Consider the following 16,971-nt stretch of genomic DNA (forward strand, 5'->3'; position numbering starts at 1 on the left):
GAGAAGCATTATTATAGAAATTTCACAGGGACATCACTAATTTTAATCGGGAATAAATTCTGGATCGAGTAGATCATCGGCAGAAAACGGACAACTTTCAGGAAAAAGATGAGCAGGTAATTCACTTTTTTTGATAGCCTGTCTTCTGGCTTTAACATAAATTTCTGCAATTTCTTGCAAGAAATAGTTATACAACGTTTTAGACTTTAACAATAACTCAAGCTCAAATCGAAAGTTATCAATTTCATTTTGCCAACCTTTGGCACAGTATTCTTTTTCAGAGTTCCAATACTTATACAACAATAAGTGAATGAGCAATTGACGCAGGTAACTGTCAACTTTCCGCCTTTGTTCATTACCCAAACTGAGAATTTCCTCCTTTAAATGTAAAAAATCTAATTCCTCAATGCGATTATTTTCTAGTAGTTTATAGGTTTCTTCCAGCCAAAGGAAATAATCTTGTTCGTAAAGAGCATTAATGGTGTTCATGAAAGCACCTAACTATTGTTTACTCTATTATAGTATTATAGCTGCGATAGCGAAGCGCGACCTAGAAATCGCTCTATTTTTCCAAATCGTTTTTTCAATAGTCGAGAAACCAGAGCGATCGCTTTTTAAGCTGTACTGCATTTAATGGCGTGAATGATACAGCCTTTTCCGCTCTGATGAGGTACAAAGTTGAATCATGAAACTCTTGTGGTGCGGGCATCTTGCCCGCTAGATATGTACCTCATAACACCGGGAAGTGCTGTATGTTCATAAACAGATATCATTTTTGAGGCAATATGATCCCATGTATAATTATCTAATATAAACTGCCGGGCGCGATAGCGAAGCGCTCCGTAGGAATCGCCCATTTCTTGAGATTTTTGAGGATGATTTAAGAAGTTTTCAATTGTAGTAGCAATATCATTAATATTAAGTTCTGTAACATATCCCAGATGTTGTTGCTGGACTATATCACTGAGCGCTACACCAGGGGTAATTATAACTGGAGTACCCGCAGCTAGGGATTCTAGAACTGATATACCAAAGTTTTCGGAATAGGAAGTTAGGGCAAATATATCTGCTCCTTGCATTAATAAATCCTTGATTTCACCCTTGACAAATCCGGTAAAATGTGTTTTTTCTGCAATTCCATGAGTTGTGACTAAAGTTTTTACCTCAGTTTCATAATCTGAATCGCCGCTACCTGCGACAATGAATGTGAAGCGGTAATCAGATAATTTACCTAATGCTGGAATTAGGTAGTCTAAACCTTTTTTAGGATGTAAGCGAGATAAAAATAAGATAATTGGTTCATCTATGGGTAAATTAAAATGTTGTCGTAGACGTTGATAAGCATGAGGAATTGTATCGGGAATCGCAAGTCCGTGAGGGATGATAAAATTTGGAGAGGATAAATTCAATAGTGCAGCTTCTTGCTGTTCTGCAACAGAGTTAAAATGAATTGATTGACTGTGATTAAGATTAGCTTTTTCAATAATTTTGAGATATATTTGCTTTTTTCTAGCACTTTGCTGTAATGACCATTCACAAAGTAGTCCATGTACGATAACAATATAAGGAACTTTTTGACAGCGGGCGATCGCCATTGCTATTGTAGAACTATAGGAGAAAATAGCATGAATATGTAATAAGTCATAATTACGGATATTTTGCCATAACCATATTGTTAATTCTCTGGAAAAAGCAAATTCCCTCAAAGAGTGAATAGAAGGAGAAAACCGAGGAAAGAACTGGACAGGAACTTGTTGATAATTGATAAATTTTCCTAGAGGTACATCTAATATATCTTCTCCATTATCATTAGTGGTGACAATTTCTGCGTCAATATCATTTTTTCTTAAAGCTTTCACCATTTCTAAAATGGCTTGACTCGGACCGCCGCGAACCGTCGCAACTGAAGGAATGACATGGAGAACTTTCATGTTGTTATCTACTCGAAAAAAATAAAGGATTAATACGCTTTAATGATAGCAGAATTTCTGGACTGGAAGAATATTTGAGAATATATTATAAGGTAAAGTCTTGCCAAGATTGATCTATAGCAATCCTAAATTAGTTATCAATAACAAGATACCAAACTTGTCTAATAATTCGGATATCTAATTCTTGCAATGTTCACAAATCAAATAGGATTCCTATATCAATGATATAACTAGAAACTGTTTTCCAAATATGTAGCGAGAGTTTTTTGAAACTGTTCTAAGCCAAAGGTGTCAATGACTGCTTGACGTAGGGCTTGAGGTTTGTAAATTAATGAATTAGGATATGTACCTTGGAGAATTGAAATGATAGTTTCAGCAAGTTCTTGGATATCATCAGGATCAACCAATGCCCCTAATTTACCATGACATAGAGCATCAATAGCACCATCTTGATTTCCACCAATAGTTGGTTTACCACAAGCAAGTGCTTCCAAATAAACTATACCAAAACCTTCTCCCTTGCTAGGCATAGCAAAGACATCACATAGATTATAATGATCTCCTAGTTCCTCATCTGATACAAACCCCGTTAAGGTTACACAATCGCGTACGTTTGTAGAATCTATTATTGCTTCCACTCGATCTCGATCATCTCCCTTACCGACAAGAAGGTAATGAATATTGGGAATTTGCTGACGAATGATGGGTAAAGATTGAATAATTTGATCATAGCCTTTGTAGCGATCGCCTCCAGCTAATCTAGCTACGGTCAGGATAATCGGCTGATTTTTATCAAGTTGATATCGGTCTAATAAATACTGAGGTTTAGACTGAATTATAAATTGACTAGCATTAAAAGTATTTGATAGTATATGTATATTCTTCAGTGAATTTTCCTGATCTATTAGGATGTGATTAGATGTGTATTCACTGACTGAAAGTATTTTCTCTGCTGCTTTCAAAGCACTTATTTTAGATGCTTCTTTGATATCCCAAGCATCAATACCATGTACAATTACCCAGTAAGGAATTTTTAATAACTTAAAGATTTGTAAAGCCAGTGGCGAGAAATTGATATGTCCACAGATAATCAGATCAGGGCGTTCTTGCAAAGCTGCTAAAAAAACTTGAAAGGCAAATACTGGTGTATGTAGCCAAGAATATTTCCATTGTCCAGCAAATTGGAACTTAGTGTCTGGATTAGATTGTAAATCATCCGTAGACTTAGCATCATTTTTCAGAAAAATATGGCGATCGCTATCTGGTAAAATCCTTTCTATGGCTTGGATGAAAAAGGCTGAATAAACCTGTATTCCTCCTTTAAATTGGAAGATATCAGGCATCCAAACATGAATCTTAGGGACTTTAGACATACACTTTTAAATGAAGGTTAATTTTTCTAAGTTGATAATTATTAATAGTGTCATGACATGAAATATTATTCCTGATTTTCTAGCTTTTATGTGAATTTAACACAGATTGCACCCCCTTAATTAATCGTTGCCTATACAAACCCCAATTTAACTCCTCCGCTTTGCCTCTAGCTGCACGTCCCATTTCTGCTAGTTCTTGGGGATGAGAATAACACCATTCTAGTTTATCCTTGAGGGCTTCTACATCTCGAATGGGAATGATAAACCCTTCTACCCCATCAGTGATAATATCAATATTGACCCAAAAATTTAAACTTTTTACCATAAAGATTAGAGCGATCGCTAAAATGAAACCTTGACATTATGCGCCTTTCAGGGAATGAAACAGCCCTGCTTTACAAGGGCAGGGTTAGGGTGGGGTAAAAACCAGAAATGCCATATATCAATATTACCCAAACCAGTCGGTTAAAACCGACTTCAGCTATTAGACAGGGAATCAATTCCCTGGCTTCCTGGCTTCCTGATTTTATGATCTGGTTTGATGATCCTGTAAATATCCAGCCAAAGTTTTCTGAAACTGCTCGAAACCAAAGATATCAATAACCTGTTGACGCAAAGATTCGGGTTGATACATTAAAGGGTTGGGATATGTACCCTGTAAAATTTGAATAATAGTTTGAGCAATTTCATCTACATCATCAGGATTTACCAATGCCCCTAGTTTACCATGACAAAGCGCGTCCGTAGCACCATCTTGATTACCTCCCAATACAGGTTTACCACAGGCTAGGGCTTCTAAGTAGACAATACCAAATCCTTCTTTTTTACTGGGCATAGCAAAAATATCACAGAGATTGTAGTAATCACACAGTTGTTCATCAGGAATAAATCCAGCTAAGGTGACACAATCTTGTAATCCGAGTTGGGTAATTAATTGCTTAATTCTAGTTTCGTCATTTCCTTTACCCACAAGAATGTAGTGAATATCGGGAATTTGCTGACGAATTTGAGGAAGTGCTTGAAGAATTTGGTCATAACCCTTATAGCGTTCAACTTCCGCTAGTCGAGCTACAGTTAATACTATAGGTTGTTCCCGCCTTAGTCCATATTTTTCTAATAAATAAGCAGGTTTGGGGGCTGGTTGAAAGCGACTAGGTTCAAACTGGCATGGTAAGATAACAATTTTATTCGGGTCGAGGTTTTGTTCTTTGATGAGGCGATCGCGTGTGTAACTGCTAATTGCTAAAATCAGGTCTGCATGATGTAGAGCCTTAATCACAGAAGTGTTTTGGATATCCCAAGCTTCTATACCATAAGCCATTACCCAATAAGGGATATTTGTGAGTCGTTTTAGCCAGTAGGCTGCAACGCTGAAATTCAGGTGGCCCATAATGATTAAATTTGGACGTTTCCAGAGTCCCCAACCAATTAGTTGGGCTGCAAATACAAGTGTTCTCAGCGGTAATGGTATAGATCCAGAAAAGTGGAACTGAGTGGGGGCTATGGTCGAGAAGTTGGGTGAGGAATTTTTGTCATGCTTGATAAATACATGATAATGATTATCAGGATAGATATTTTGAATGGCTTGGAGGAAAAAACGGCAGTATGTTTGAATACCACCTGTAAATTCAAATAAGTTGGGAAACCATAGGTGAAGAGTCTTCGTATTCATGGGTTTTTAATAAAAGATATAATTTTTCAGATTAATCATTTTCTAAATTCTGTCCAAAACATAAGGATAATTATCTAAACCCAATGCCCTTTTAATTCCTAGAAGATTTCCCATAAAAAGACCAATAATTATTAAAACAAATGGATCACCAAATAGTAAAGATGAAGCAACAAACATCGGAATATTAGCTATTAATAAGGAGAAATAGATTAAATTGAGACAAGACAGTTCTCCTTTATTAAGATAGAAAGAAACTTTTAGATTTCTCCAGAATACTAGCAATAACTTAAATATTAAATAAACAATAATAATTAAACCAGGAATCCCAAGTTCAACAACTATTTTTCCTAACCCTGCCTCTCCAGCACCACCGGCTCCTTCAATTGTACCGCCAAAATGAGCCATTCCTAAACCTGCTGTTCCAGCACCAATACCAAAATAACCAAAACGATTAATAGCCCAGAGAATGGAGTTAAAACCTAGAGATACTAAGCGATCATCACCAACTACTGATTCACCCCTAACTAGATATGGTTGCAAACCAGGATCAACGATTCCTTTTAAATCCAACGGGAAAAAATAGGTAAATACCAATGTACCACCAATCAAAACTACAAAAAAGTAGGTATTATTTAATGCTTTTTTGGAGTTAAAGTAAAAATACAGCATTAGGTAAACAAAAACAAAAACAACTATTTCCCCAATAAATTTACGACGACCAGTGAGCAGTCCAGCTAAAAACATTCCTCCTAATACAGGTGAAAATATCATATATAAACTAAGATTATTTTTGTGAATTAAATAGCCTATTAGAATACATCCTGCCGTAGCAATGTGCCACGTAGCTATTTCTCCACTACGCATTAGTCCCGAATGAGATATTAAAGGTCCATAATCACTAGAAATTAACATTCCATCACCAACAGCTTTAAGAATCGGCCAATTAACTCCTAAATAGGAAAGAAAAATAGTAAAAGATACAATAATACCGAAAATAACGTAAATCTTAGCCTGTTTGATAATAACTGCAAAATTTTTATTGGCATACCATACAACCCAGAGAATCGGTATAGGAATTAAGTAAGATAACAAGCCGATAGTAAACATTACCATACTATTGTATCTGATATATCCAAGTATCGCTTGTACGACTACAATCAATATATAAGTACTAACTACAGATTCAATATTTTGCTGATTTTTGAAAGGAGAAAATAGTGAAGGAGAAGAACTACTAAATTTTAACTTACAGAAAACAATAATCAAAGAAAGGGCTGCTAGTACAGTTATAATAACAGGTTGACCTGGAGTAATTTTTCTCAGAGGATCTTGAAGGAATCCGTAAACTGTAATTAATAAAAAACCATTTTGCCAATTGACAAAAAGAAAAGATGCAAATAATAATGAAAATAATATATCAATCATAAAATTCTTAGCGGATAAACTTAGTTTTTAACAAAAAAATCTTGAGCCAACTTCTATAATGAAGTTTATTATACTTAATGGCTTCTGTAAAATAATCAAGAGAGTGGGAATTATGGTTTTTTAACAGGCACGAACCGATAAAATAGCAACTATTTGATTGACGCTGAAAATCTATAGATTTTGGTTGAGGCTGAATATCATTAGCCATTTTAAGATATGGTTCTTCACTTTTACTATTTCGCCTCGCTAATGTTACTTGATCAATTAAGTTTTTTAAATTTCGCTGCTCTGAAGCATATTTACCGCTAATTGAATTAATATTAATTGTTGCTTTATAGAGAACTTGGGGAATAATCACATGATCGCCTTTTTCAATCAAACGAGTCCATAAGTCACGATCTTGGGCAAAATAAAAATTGGCACGATAGCCTCCCACCAAATTATATGTACTATTACGGAACATAGTACATCCATGATGGGCTGGCATTAGAAAATCTTTAATATTCTCTAATCTCAATGTTTGTGATGATCTAGATATAGATGGAGAACAAGTATACAAATACTCACTATCAGGGGATAAAAAATCTACCCAAGCAGAAACTAGAGAAATATGAGAATCTTCATCTAAGATATCAGCTTGCGATCGCAAGCGATGAGGTAAGGCAATATCACCACAATCTTGACGGGCAATAAATTCTCCTTGTGCTGCTTTGCAGCCCCTAATTAAAGCTCTTGTTAGTCCAGCATTTAATTGATGAATTACTTTTAAATTGGAGTAAGACCTAGCAAAATCATCAAGAATTTTTGCAGAACTATCTGTAGAACCATCATTAACAACAATAAATTCAAAATCAATTTCTTGCTGAGTTAATATACTAATTAAAGTCTCTGATAGTGTTTTTTCTTCGTTGTAAATACTCATTACAACTGATACTTTGGTCATAAGTAGGTTGGCGTTAAAAATTGTCGTTGGGGCAAGGGAACAGGGAGAGAGTTTTGGGCGATCTTACTTTTCTTCACATACCTTTAAATTTTTCGGTTTACCTACTTAGCTGATTTACTGTAGCCGAGAAAAAAGTTGGAAATCTCTGATTCTATTGATTGCGATCGCTAATAAGCTGAGTATTACCCCAATATCACGCCCATAGGTTGAGCTGATGAACATAACATGACGACGAGGATTAGGTGACTGCCAGTTGCTTGTCTCCCATAGACCGTGATTATAGCTAAAAACCCCCATTATAGCCGCAATAACAATAGTTACTATGATGATCACAGTAACTAGTAATAAATCGGCCAAAATTTTCCGTAAATATAGCCGACTTGGTTTATAAATTGTTGCTGAGAGAGCGATAACCGTACCCATAAACAATCCGTACCTAATTCCCCAATGAAATTGCTCTAAAGGTATCATGTCATAGTCTATACTTGTTTGTTCAAAACTATACTGTAACAAAATACCTATCACACAACCCCATAATGTACTTAATAATACTGATACAAGCCAATACTTGAGTTTTTGGAGCATTGTAGTTGTTCATTATATGGTAAAACCATACACATAAAATTAGTGTGTTATGAAAAAATCAGATGATATTTTTTTCCGTATATCAAGGGTAGCAGGGTGTGATTGATAGTCAAACCAGCCTGGTCCTGGTTGAGGAATTTGCCAAGGTGAACTGTGATTAGATTGATGAATGTATCGCCATTGAGGATCAGTTCCTGGATTTGAGTATCCAGATGTGTCTAATTTAATGATGCGATTATTAATATCAGTAATTCCTTGTTTTCCAGGAGGATTCATCTGGCGTTGTATAGCGAAGTTATTATTATGTATCTTTACATCTACTATTGGGGTTTCATCCCACCAAGCTAACCAATTACCGACAAATGTATTGTTACGAACTCGAATATTACGTATAGTATTGCGATCGCTATTTGTTTCTTCAGCTTTAAACCAAGGATTAAGAAGTTTCAAATGGGCTGTATGTTTAGTATGTTTAGGATGAAATGGATGTAAGAAAATATTATTTTCAATCAATACGGGACCTTTGAGAACCGGGCTAAGTCCTAAACTTACAAAGGAGTCATAAATCAAATTCTGGTAAACATGGATATTTTCTGCCAGTCCATCAAATTCAATGGCATCATCTGTATTTCTGAACAACAAATTTCCGTAAACTTCCGCACCTATAGGATGAGATTGATCAGAATTATCAAAAGTTGTTTGTGGAGATATTTGTAGTCCGTCCCCCCCGTGAGACACAAGATTATGGCGAATAGTTACACCCTGAGCAGTTAAGCTGAGAAGAGATGAATTGCCACCAGTTGAATAAACCTCCCGCCAGGTTAACCAATTTTCATACCAGTCATGCTGGGGGTAATTATGATAAAAACTATGTTCAACTAAGATATTGCTGGCTGGTTTAGCAATAGACGAGGAAGATACCCCATACATTGCGCCAGTAAAATAACAATCTCTAACTGTGATATTAGAAGCATCCCATAGTAATATGCCTGCACTTACACCCATTTTTAAACGCAAGCCTTCAAAAACAATATGATTAGCTTCTACCCAGATATTAGCCGCAGGGGGAACATTGCCAAATTGATCAGGAGATGGAACTTTGCTAGGTATTGAGATATTTTCTAGTGATTTACCTGATGGCAGAAAAACATACAGGCGTTTGATTTGGCGATCATAATAAAATGCACCATAGGCATTCTTTCGTTTTACCAACGCTCGGAATTTATCTAAAGTTACCCCCCAATGGGCATGATATAGATTTTCTTCCTTATATTTATATGAAACTCGGTAGACATCCCAGGGTGGTTCTGTCGAAAAAATACCATCTCCTTCCCACCGCCATAATAGCGATTTAATAATTTCTGGATCAACTGCATTGGTAATGGTGACTGTTCCTGGTTCTTGGGCGCGAAAAGTAATAGGATTGTCAGGTTGACCACTTTGACGAATATGAAATTTTTCCCGATAAATTCCGGGGAGAATGATGATCTCTTCTCCAGCAGCAACCATATCTGCTGCTCTTTGGATAGTGTTAACCGCATGGGTAGGACTATTACCTAATTGCCAATCCTTTCCATGAGGTGAAACATAAATTTTGCCTTGGCGTAGCCAGGGGGTAGGTATTTGCCAGAAATTTATGGCAGCAATGATAGTAGTTAAAATTAGCCAAGAATTGATTATTATTAAAGATACTTGGCTTTCACTATTCTTCATCAGAATAAAGCTTTTTAATTAAAAAACAGATACTTCCGGCACGATAAAGTTTATCAATGGTTAATTCATAGGATGACCATTGCATTTTTCGCGGTGACAAAATTGGTGCTGCTTGATGAAATCGATCAATTTGTCCTATAATCCATCTGATCAATCTAGGGTATCGTCCCATGCGAGATAAGGATTTTAACATTAATACAATTACTGTAAAAGCCAAAAAAATTGACTATATTTGCTTAACTCACTTGCGAAGTTGAGGCGGTTTGCTTGCAAGTTGATAGGCTTGAAAAAATCCTCTTATTTCGCCAATTAGTTTAACAGGAATCCACCAAGGATGGCGGAGATGAAAACGAGTTCTCACTTGTCTAAAAGGTCTAATTAGAATGTACATAATTTTTTCTAATCCATGACCATGACGTAAAGCATAGTAGTAATCACCAACTGTATAAATAGGGGATGCAGATTTTAAGAAATTTCCTTTAGATCGTGTTCCTCCAGATTGTGCTTGCAAATGATTAATACTAGCACTAGGTTCAAACCAGATTTTTCCATTATTAGCAATAACTCGTTTGGCGAAATCTGTTTCAAAACGAGAAGCCACTGGAGGCTGGAAGGATTCATCAAACCCCCCCAAAGTTATGGCTTTATTTCTATTCACAGATAAATTACCAGCCATAATATTTTCAACAAAACATTCTTGTGTACTTCTAAAGGGAAAGTCTAAAAAACGATAAATGCTACCACCTTTTGGTTGATAAGGTAATTTTTCCGAAATTTCTTTAGGTTGTAAGACTTGACCAACTACCGCTGTTAAGTCATTTTGCTTCTCAAATGCTTGAACATGAGCTTTTAATAAGCCATCAGCAGGAATTATATCATCATCAGTAAATAACACGATATCACTTTTAGTCATGTATAATCCCTCATTCATGGCTTTAGTTAAATTTGCCTCTGATAATCGAACCCATTTGATTAAACCTTGATTGTGCAAAGATAATAGTTTAGATTCTACTGCTGGTTCGTGTTCAACAGTTTGATCAATAATAATTAAATTATCAAAGTTAACACTATGAATTTGTGGCAGCAAAAAATTTATAGTATCAATTAATATTTGTTCTCTATTGTAGGTTGGTATAACAATGCTGAGAGATAGAGAATTAGTTGAATTCATATTGTTGTAATTACTACTTTATTTTCTACATTGGACACAGACAGATTTGACAAATCTTGCTTTTTCTTCAACTTCTGTAAATCTCTGGTCTTCTGAATCATGGAAATAACCTCTTCTAATTTCTTGAAAACCTGCACGTTTTAAATAAAGTTCTAAAGCGGGATAGTCCCACATCCATAAGTGATCACTATTACCTAACCAACTGTAAATTAAACCTTTGATGCCACGACGAGAGTTTATTGAACCTAGCAGGGTCTCTTTCATGAAGAAAACAGATGCGTCAGGGGAAGATGAGTTAACATAATCTATGGCAATTTCCTTTATATCTGGAACAATAAATCTAAATATTCCTTGAGGTTTTAATAAAGTGAATGTATTGTTGAGAGCTATTTCAAAATCTGTCAAGGCTAAATGTTCTGTAAATAAATATTGTTGTGTTTATTGTGTGAATCCATGTTTTTAATTCCTAACTGTTGTAATAGAGCAAAATTCCGAAATAGTTGTCTGATATGACCATGGCTTTAAAGATTTCTGACAAAATTCTTCAGATAGTTCGGGACTTTGGACAATCTTTATTAAGCAGTTAGTCAATGCTTGAATATCTTGTTGTGGAAAAACAAACCCATTTTGTCCCTCCTGGATTAAATCAATTCGTGAACCTACTCCATCTGATGTAATTACAGGTAAACCACAAGCCAGAGCTTCATTAACTGATACGCCCCAAGGTTCGTTAACGGCAGGATGGACAAATACATCGGATATACCGTAAAACTTAGAAAGTTCTGAGTAGGCAACATAGCCAGGTAGGACAACTGCATTTTTAAATGGTTCTATTTCCTTTTCTATATCAGACCTGAGAATACCATCACCAACTAATATCAAGAAAGTATTAGGTAATTGTTGATGTAATTGGGCAAATGCTTTGACTAGGGTGAGAGGATCTTCTCGAGGATGCCATTTCATGATACCTAAAACTACATAGGCGTTGCTGGGTATGTCGAAGGTTTGGCGTATTTCATTACGGCGATCTCTATATGTTGATGATGTTTTTGCAAACCAGTCATTATCAACATTGTAAGGAAAGTAAAAGGTTGGTTTAGTAATACCTGAAATTGTTTCTAAGTATTCACGGGCTAATGTGCCGACAGGATGCCAATAGTCATAGAGTCTGAGCCAATAACGGAGTAATGTCCGCTTGAGTAAGCCTTTGAAACCTGACAGTTCTGAATGGGGTATGGTGTTATCTGATCGTAAGCCTATGGGAATACCTTTGAGTTTCAAGATCATGGCTAATTTGGCATGAAGTCGAGGATAGTATCCAGATAAAATTACTAGGTCTGGTTGATCGGCAATAATTTTTTTGGCTACGAGTTGAGCATTTTTGGTTTCTGCTGCTGTGAGATCGCGGCGATCGTATTTGGCATTTTTTAAGTGATCCCAATCAGGAGATCGGCCTATTTCTGGATCATAGTTTTCATCGAAGACTGTATTTGAGTACGTTTGTGTGTAGTAAACAATCAATTTAAAGGGATGTTCTTGAGCAATTCGTTGATAAAGAGGAACATCAAATTGGGTTGGTTTGTTTTGGATGATTACCAATATTTGAGTCATAAAATGATGATTAAATGCTAATATTTAGTATTTTGAGGAACAAAGCAAACATCCGTCGTTTTCGTAAGCTTAGATAAGTCTATATTTCTTTGAAGATTTAAACTTTTACAAGAGTAGTTAAGACTACTCATGAAATCTGAAATATCTTTAGCTGTATATCCCAACTTAGGGTATGCAGACGTATTAATTTCAACTATGATGATTGGTGGTTTTGTCGCATCTTTTAAAAACTTATATCCTCCTTTTAAAACTTCAAACTCATATCCTTCTACATCAATTTTAATAACACTTATATTTTCCCTTTCTATCTTATCTAGACTTAATACATAGTCATCAAGCAAGATAGTTTGAACTTCAATTTCTTCTTTTACTCCATTGCTCATAAAATCAGGAACCATTGTATTCCATCCAAAGTTAGTTTCGTTAATTGCTATCTTCGCAAAGGTGGTTGCTGATCCTAATGCTAAATTGTTGAGAGTTATTGAGTAGTTTGCATTTATGTCACGAAACTTTGTTAAATAATTGAAATATTTTGGAACTGGTTCAAAAGCATGAATAGAACCACTCTTTCCAACAAATGATAAAGCGTGGCCAGATATATATCCAATATTTGCACCTACATCAATAAAAGTATCTCCATGCTTAAGAAATTTCTTGAGAGCATCAATTAGGTTGACTTCATATATCCCAAAATACATACCTCGAATTGCTGGATGCTCTAAATTCAAGTCAATATAAAAATTTATATCTTTACCAATCTTGATATTTTCAGATTGTGCTGTGCCATACAAATATTTTATTTTGCGTGTAAAAGTCACAGGGTCTTCTATAAGCAAATTGACATTGTTCACTATTTTTTGAAAAGTTGATGTTAATTTAGACATGACGTTAGATTAAATATGTATTTACAAGGATTTTAAATTATACGTTCGAGGATAAAATTCTTACAAAAACTTTGAAAAATCTGATGTACTCAAATAATGTTTTTGGATTTATATATCTGAATGACTCCCAGAATAAATTTTTGGCACTATCAACTTGTTTATTACTTAAAGCTTCAGACATATAAAACCATAAGATATTCCCAAGAGTTTTATCAAAAAAGCCTTTATATCTCTTATTAAAATATTCCCCCATTGTTTGAAAAAGATGTGTACTTTTATCTGCTTTATCTTGCAAGGACAAGGGAGACCAGCCACCGCCGGCATGATGACGGTAAACAGATGTAATCTCAGGTATTAAACCTGCTAATCCTTTCTGCGTGGCTAAGAGGTAGAGAGGGCGATCTACACAATAGACATTCCAAAACCAAGTTGGAAAGTTTACTGATTCCTTAGCGAGCATTATACTTGAAAAATGGAAGTTATAGCTAGGAATCATCTCTTCAAAGGAATAGAAATCCTGAACTTTATTTGGTCTAATTAATTCAGTATTTTCCCAATTACCTTGATCATTTTGCCGAATAGATTGTGTGTAAGTTCCACATAATGTACATTCAGGATTATTATCTAATAAGTGTATCTGTTTTATTAACTTTTTCTCATCAATCCAATAATCATCACCTTCACAAAAAGCAATATATTTCCCCCTTGCCCGAATCCATAATCGTGCAAAATTACGGTGCATTCCTACATTTTGCTCACTAATAATTAACCTAATAATATTTGGATATTGCTGCTGAATTTCTTTACAAATATCTAAAGTGTTATCTGTTGAACCATCTTCGCCAATTAGTAATTCAAAGGTAAATCCTTCGGTTTGTTGCTTAACAATACTGTAAATTGCTTGTCGGATATATTCGGCATGATTATAGGCAAGCATAATTACACTTACCATTGGTTGAGCCTTTATCTGTATATCTCCAATTTCATAGGCTGATATGGCAGCCATCATCTCTAATGTAATGAGATTATTCTCCATATTTGTTTCTAAGATGTTTTATTTGCCTTTAGGAACAGTTGGAGAAAACTGGATGTAGGTAGAACATAATTTGCTGGTTAAATGCCATCCGAAAAACTTTCGCATAAGTGAAACCAACTGCAAAGAAAGTTGAGATTGATTGGCAATGATTTTGGCTAAATGTAACAAACTATTAGCCTGCTTGATTTCTCCCAAACTACCCAAGTCTCTTGCTCGCATAAACAACCAACGAGCAAAGACTTGCATTTCTTTGTCTTCATGAGTCATTCCCGCCTCCAAAGCACAATGATATAAGCGAGGTAAAAACCAAGCTTCATCGCGCAGGTAAGCCGTTTGGCTTTGGCGAGAAACCCTTTCTGCACCTGCATGATCAAGCTGACAAGATACCACAGAACCACAATGAATTAAACGGACTTTTTTTGCTCCCATTCTTGCTTCTACATCCCAATCTTCTGGGCGCTGTTTTGGCCACGCTCCTGCTGACTCTACGATCTCTCTACGAAATAGTGGGGTATGGGTATGCCACCAGCGTTCTAGCAATAGACGCGGGAATAGATAATCTATTTGTGTTCCTGTACCTCGACTAACGGCATCAATGATTGAGCCATTTTCCGAGACTAACATAGAAGTACCATAGGCGATCGCACAATTAGGGTGATCTTGTAGTGCTTTAACCTGATCGGTGAATTTATTCGGGACTAACCAATCATCACTATCCAAATATTGGATATACTCGCCTTGAGCCGCTAAACGTCCTGTCTCACGGGCTAGTCCAGCACCACCATTTTCACGATGTATAAGGATAACTTCTGGATGCTGACTAGCTAAATTTTCTAATACTTGAGGGGTGTTATCAGTTGAACCATCATTAACTAGGATGATTTCAATGGGGCGATAGGTTTGCTCTAATACACTATCAACTGCTTTGATCACCATTTTAGAGCGGTTATAGACAGGAATGATGGTACTAACGAGATTAGGGATAAAATTTTGATTCATATATACTTCTCATCTATTAGGCGATCGCGCACAGCTTTACAAGGACTACCATAGGCTAAAAGGCGATCGCCGATATTTTTTAAGACTAGAGAACCTGCGCCAATAACCGTATCTTGACCAATCTCAACCTTCTCAATGATATTTCCCCCCAAACCGATAGAACTACGTATGCCGATTTTCACATTTCCACCTGTGGTTACACCAGGAGCAAGACTAGACCAATCTCCCATGACTGAATCATGATCTAAAGAACTTTTGGTATTTAAAATACAACCTTTGCCAATGCTACATCCACTAACAACAGTAACATGAGGCATGATAACTGATCCTGCACCAATCGTAACATCAGAACTAATAACCGCAGATGGGTGAATAGATGTTACTAACTGAAGAGATGGATGAGCTTTTTGAATACGCTCTGCTACGGCGAATCTTTGATAATTATCACCAATCGCAATCATGAAATCTTTAACTTGATAATTTTGCATCAAGCCATCTAGATCAGCTTCTCTACCTAAAATAGGATAACCACAATAATCACTACCAACAGTTTTTATAGAATCAATAAAGCCTATGAGATGATATCGTTTTTCCAGCTTAACAAGATCCAATATAGATTTGCCATGACCTGATGCCCCTAAAATAAATATATTTCTCATTTAAGATTAAAAACCTATACTTTAAAATAATTAACAAGGGATACAAGACGCGATCTCAAAGCCAGCTTTCTCCTAGAATAAAAATACAAAAATATTAATGGTTGAGCAAATATTTTAATTGAAAAAGCGATGAACTCTAAGGGGATTATTTTAATTAATCTCGGAAACTCTAAATACAAAATTTGTATATTATCAAACCATACTTTCATACCATAGGTTTCTATTTTTATTTCTGTTTCCATAGAACAAATCCATAATTCTCTCTTGAGAAGATGATGCAAATATTTACGATCATTATTCAGGTAATCCCTAGAAACATCAGTAAATAAATGCGATAATAGCATATGCTCAATAGCATTTTTTCCAGTATATAGACCTCCTGTATGTTTACGATAGAAAGAAAGTTCTTCATTAAGAAATCCACAATTCCCATACTGTGATAAATATATGTAGACGAAGGAAATCCATCCAACAATATTTGGGAAGTTAGGATAGACATTAAGTACATTATGCTTGAACAATACAGTTGACGTATGAATAATATATCTTTCAAGAGTTTCTTCAAATGTATAATATTCCTTTAATATACATGGAAATGTACGGTTAATTGTTTTGCCTCCACACCAAGAATATTCTGGATGTGTTTCCATTAATTCGACTTGCAAAGATAGTTTTTGAGGATGAATCCAATAATCATCACCTTCCAGTAAAGCTATATACTTGCCTCTGGCACGAGAAACCAAACGCAGGAAATTAGGGGTAATACCGACATTCTCTGTAGCAACAATGAGACGGATTAAATGAGGATATTCTAATTGCAACTTCTCGCATTCTTGCCTTGTGTTATCTGTCGAAAAGTCTTCACCAATCAGAATTTCTATCGGAAAATTAACTTCTTGATTAATAACACTTTCTACTGCTTGTCTAATATAGTTCTGATGATTGCGGGTCATCATGACAACACTAACT

At 35.6% G+C, this 16,971-nt stretch carries 17 protein-coding genes; all 17 read right to left on the reverse strand.

The genetic code is table 11. From position 1 onward, the window contains the following. Positions 1 to 42 precede the first annotated feature (42 nt). The gene (locus tag FJR37_RS21870; RefSeq protein ID WP_027402573.1) at positions 43 to 489 is read right to left on the reverse strand and encodes a DUF29 domain-containing protein; all 447 of its coding nucleotides are present in this window, start codon (positions 487 to 489) and stop codon (positions 43 to 45) included. Between the two features lie 194 nt (positions 490 to 683). After that, positions 684 to 1,931 carry a glycosyltransferase gene (locus FJR37_RS21875; RefSeq protein ID WP_168467109.1) on the reverse strand — a complete coding sequence of 416 codons (1,248 nt, stop codon included), beginning with the start codon at positions 1,929 to 1,931 and terminating at the stop codon, positions 684 to 686. 230 nt (positions 1,932 to 2,161) lie between these two features. After that, positions 2,162 to 3,304, reverse strand: a complete 1,143-nt coding sequence (locus tag FJR37_RS21880) for a glycosyltransferase family 4 protein (protein ID WP_168467110.1) — start codon at positions 3,302 to 3,304, stop codon at positions 2,162 to 2,164. 79 nt (positions 3,305 to 3,383) lie between these two features. Then, complete coding sequence (locus tag FJR37_RS21885; protein ID WP_228036620.1) at positions 3,384 to 3,629, reverse strand: hypothetical protein; 246 nt, start codon at positions 3,627 to 3,629, stop codon at positions 3,384 to 3,386. Between the two features lie 201 nt (positions 3,630 to 3,830). Then, on the reverse strand, positions 3,831 to 4,976 hold the full coding sequence (locus FJR37_RS21890; protein WP_168467111.1) for a glycosyltransferase: 1,146 nt from the start codon (positions 4,974 to 4,976) through the stop codon (positions 3,831 to 3,833). A 42-nt stretch (positions 4,977 to 5,018) separates the two neighbouring features. Beyond that, on the reverse strand, positions 5,019 to 6,401 hold the full coding sequence (locus tag FJR37_RS21895; protein ID WP_168467112.1) for a hypothetical protein: 1,383 nt from the start codon (positions 6,399 to 6,401) through the stop codon (positions 5,019 to 5,021). 7 nt (positions 6,402 to 6,408) lie between these two features. Beyond that, entirely contained in the window at positions 6,409 to 7,323 is a 915-nt protein-coding gene (locus tag FJR37_RS21900) for a glycosyltransferase (RefSeq protein ID WP_217355365.1), read from the reverse strand. Between the two features lie 135 nt (positions 7,324 to 7,458). Continuing rightward, the gene (locus FJR37_RS21905) at positions 7,459 to 7,929 is read right to left on the reverse strand and encodes a hypothetical protein (protein ID WP_168467114.1); all 471 of its coding nucleotides are present in this window, start codon (positions 7,927 to 7,929) and stop codon (positions 7,459 to 7,461) included. Positions 7,930 to 7,968: 39 nt separating this feature from the next. Beyond that, positions 7,969 to 9,642 carry a right-handed parallel beta-helix repeat-containing protein gene (locus FJR37_RS21910; protein WP_168467115.1) on the reverse strand — a complete coding sequence of 558 codons (1,674 nt, stop codon included), beginning with the start codon at positions 9,640 to 9,642 and terminating at the stop codon, positions 7,969 to 7,971. Between the two features lie 241 nt (positions 9,643 to 9,883). Further along, positions 9,884 to 10,813 (reverse strand): glycosyltransferase family 2 protein, encoded by a 930-nt coding sequence (locus FJR37_RS21915; RefSeq protein ID WP_168467116.1) that lies wholly within the window; start codon positions 10,811 to 10,813, stop codon positions 9,884 to 9,886. 18 nt (positions 10,814 to 10,831) lie between these two features. After that, on the reverse strand, positions 10,832 to 11,218 hold the full coding sequence (locus tag FJR37_RS21920) for a methyltransferase type 11 (protein WP_168467117.1): 387 nt from the start codon (positions 11,216 to 11,218) through the stop codon (positions 10,832 to 10,834). 54 nt (positions 11,219 to 11,272) lie between these two features. Further along, positions 11,273 to 12,424: a glycosyltransferase family 4 protein gene (locus tag FJR37_RS21925; RefSeq protein WP_168467118.1), complete on the reverse strand. Its 1,152-nt coding sequence runs from the start codon at positions 12,422 to 12,424 to the stop codon at positions 11,273 to 11,275. A 17-nt stretch (positions 12,425 to 12,441) separates the two neighbouring features. Beyond that, positions 12,442 to 13,308 (reverse strand): FkbM family methyltransferase, encoded by an 867-nt coding sequence (locus FJR37_RS21930; RefSeq protein ID WP_168467119.1) that lies wholly within the window; start codon positions 13,306 to 13,308, stop codon positions 12,442 to 12,444. Between the two features lie 37 nt (positions 13,309 to 13,345). Beyond that, positions 13,346 to 14,344, reverse strand: a complete 999-nt coding sequence (locus FJR37_RS21935) for a glycosyltransferase (RefSeq protein WP_168467120.1) — start codon at positions 14,342 to 14,344, stop codon at positions 13,346 to 13,348. 18 nt (positions 14,345 to 14,362) lie between these two features. Next, the gene (locus FJR37_RS21940; RefSeq protein WP_168467121.1) at positions 14,363 to 15,343 is read right to left on the reverse strand and encodes a glycosyltransferase family A protein; all 981 of its coding nucleotides are present in this window, start codon (positions 15,341 to 15,343) and stop codon (positions 14,363 to 14,365) included. Beyond that, positions 15,340 to 16,002 carry an acetyltransferase gene (locus tag FJR37_RS21945; protein WP_168467122.1) on the reverse strand — a complete coding sequence of 221 codons (663 nt, stop codon included), beginning with the start codon at positions 16,000 to 16,002 and terminating at the stop codon, positions 15,340 to 15,342. Before FJR37_RS21945 ends, FJR37_RS21940 begins: the two co-directional genes overlap by 4 nt. A 14-nt stretch (positions 16,003 to 16,016) precedes the next feature. Beyond that, positions 16,017 to 16,971: glycosyltransferase (locus FJR37_RS21950; RefSeq protein WP_168467123.1), on the reverse strand; the 955-nt coding region annotated here is incomplete at its 5' end.

The organism is Aphanizomenon sp. UHCC 0183, from assembly GCF_009712065.1.
Taxonomy (GTDB): domain Bacteria; phylum Cyanobacteriota; class Cyanobacteriia; order Cyanobacteriales; family Nostocaceae; genus Dolichospermum; species Dolichospermum heterosporum.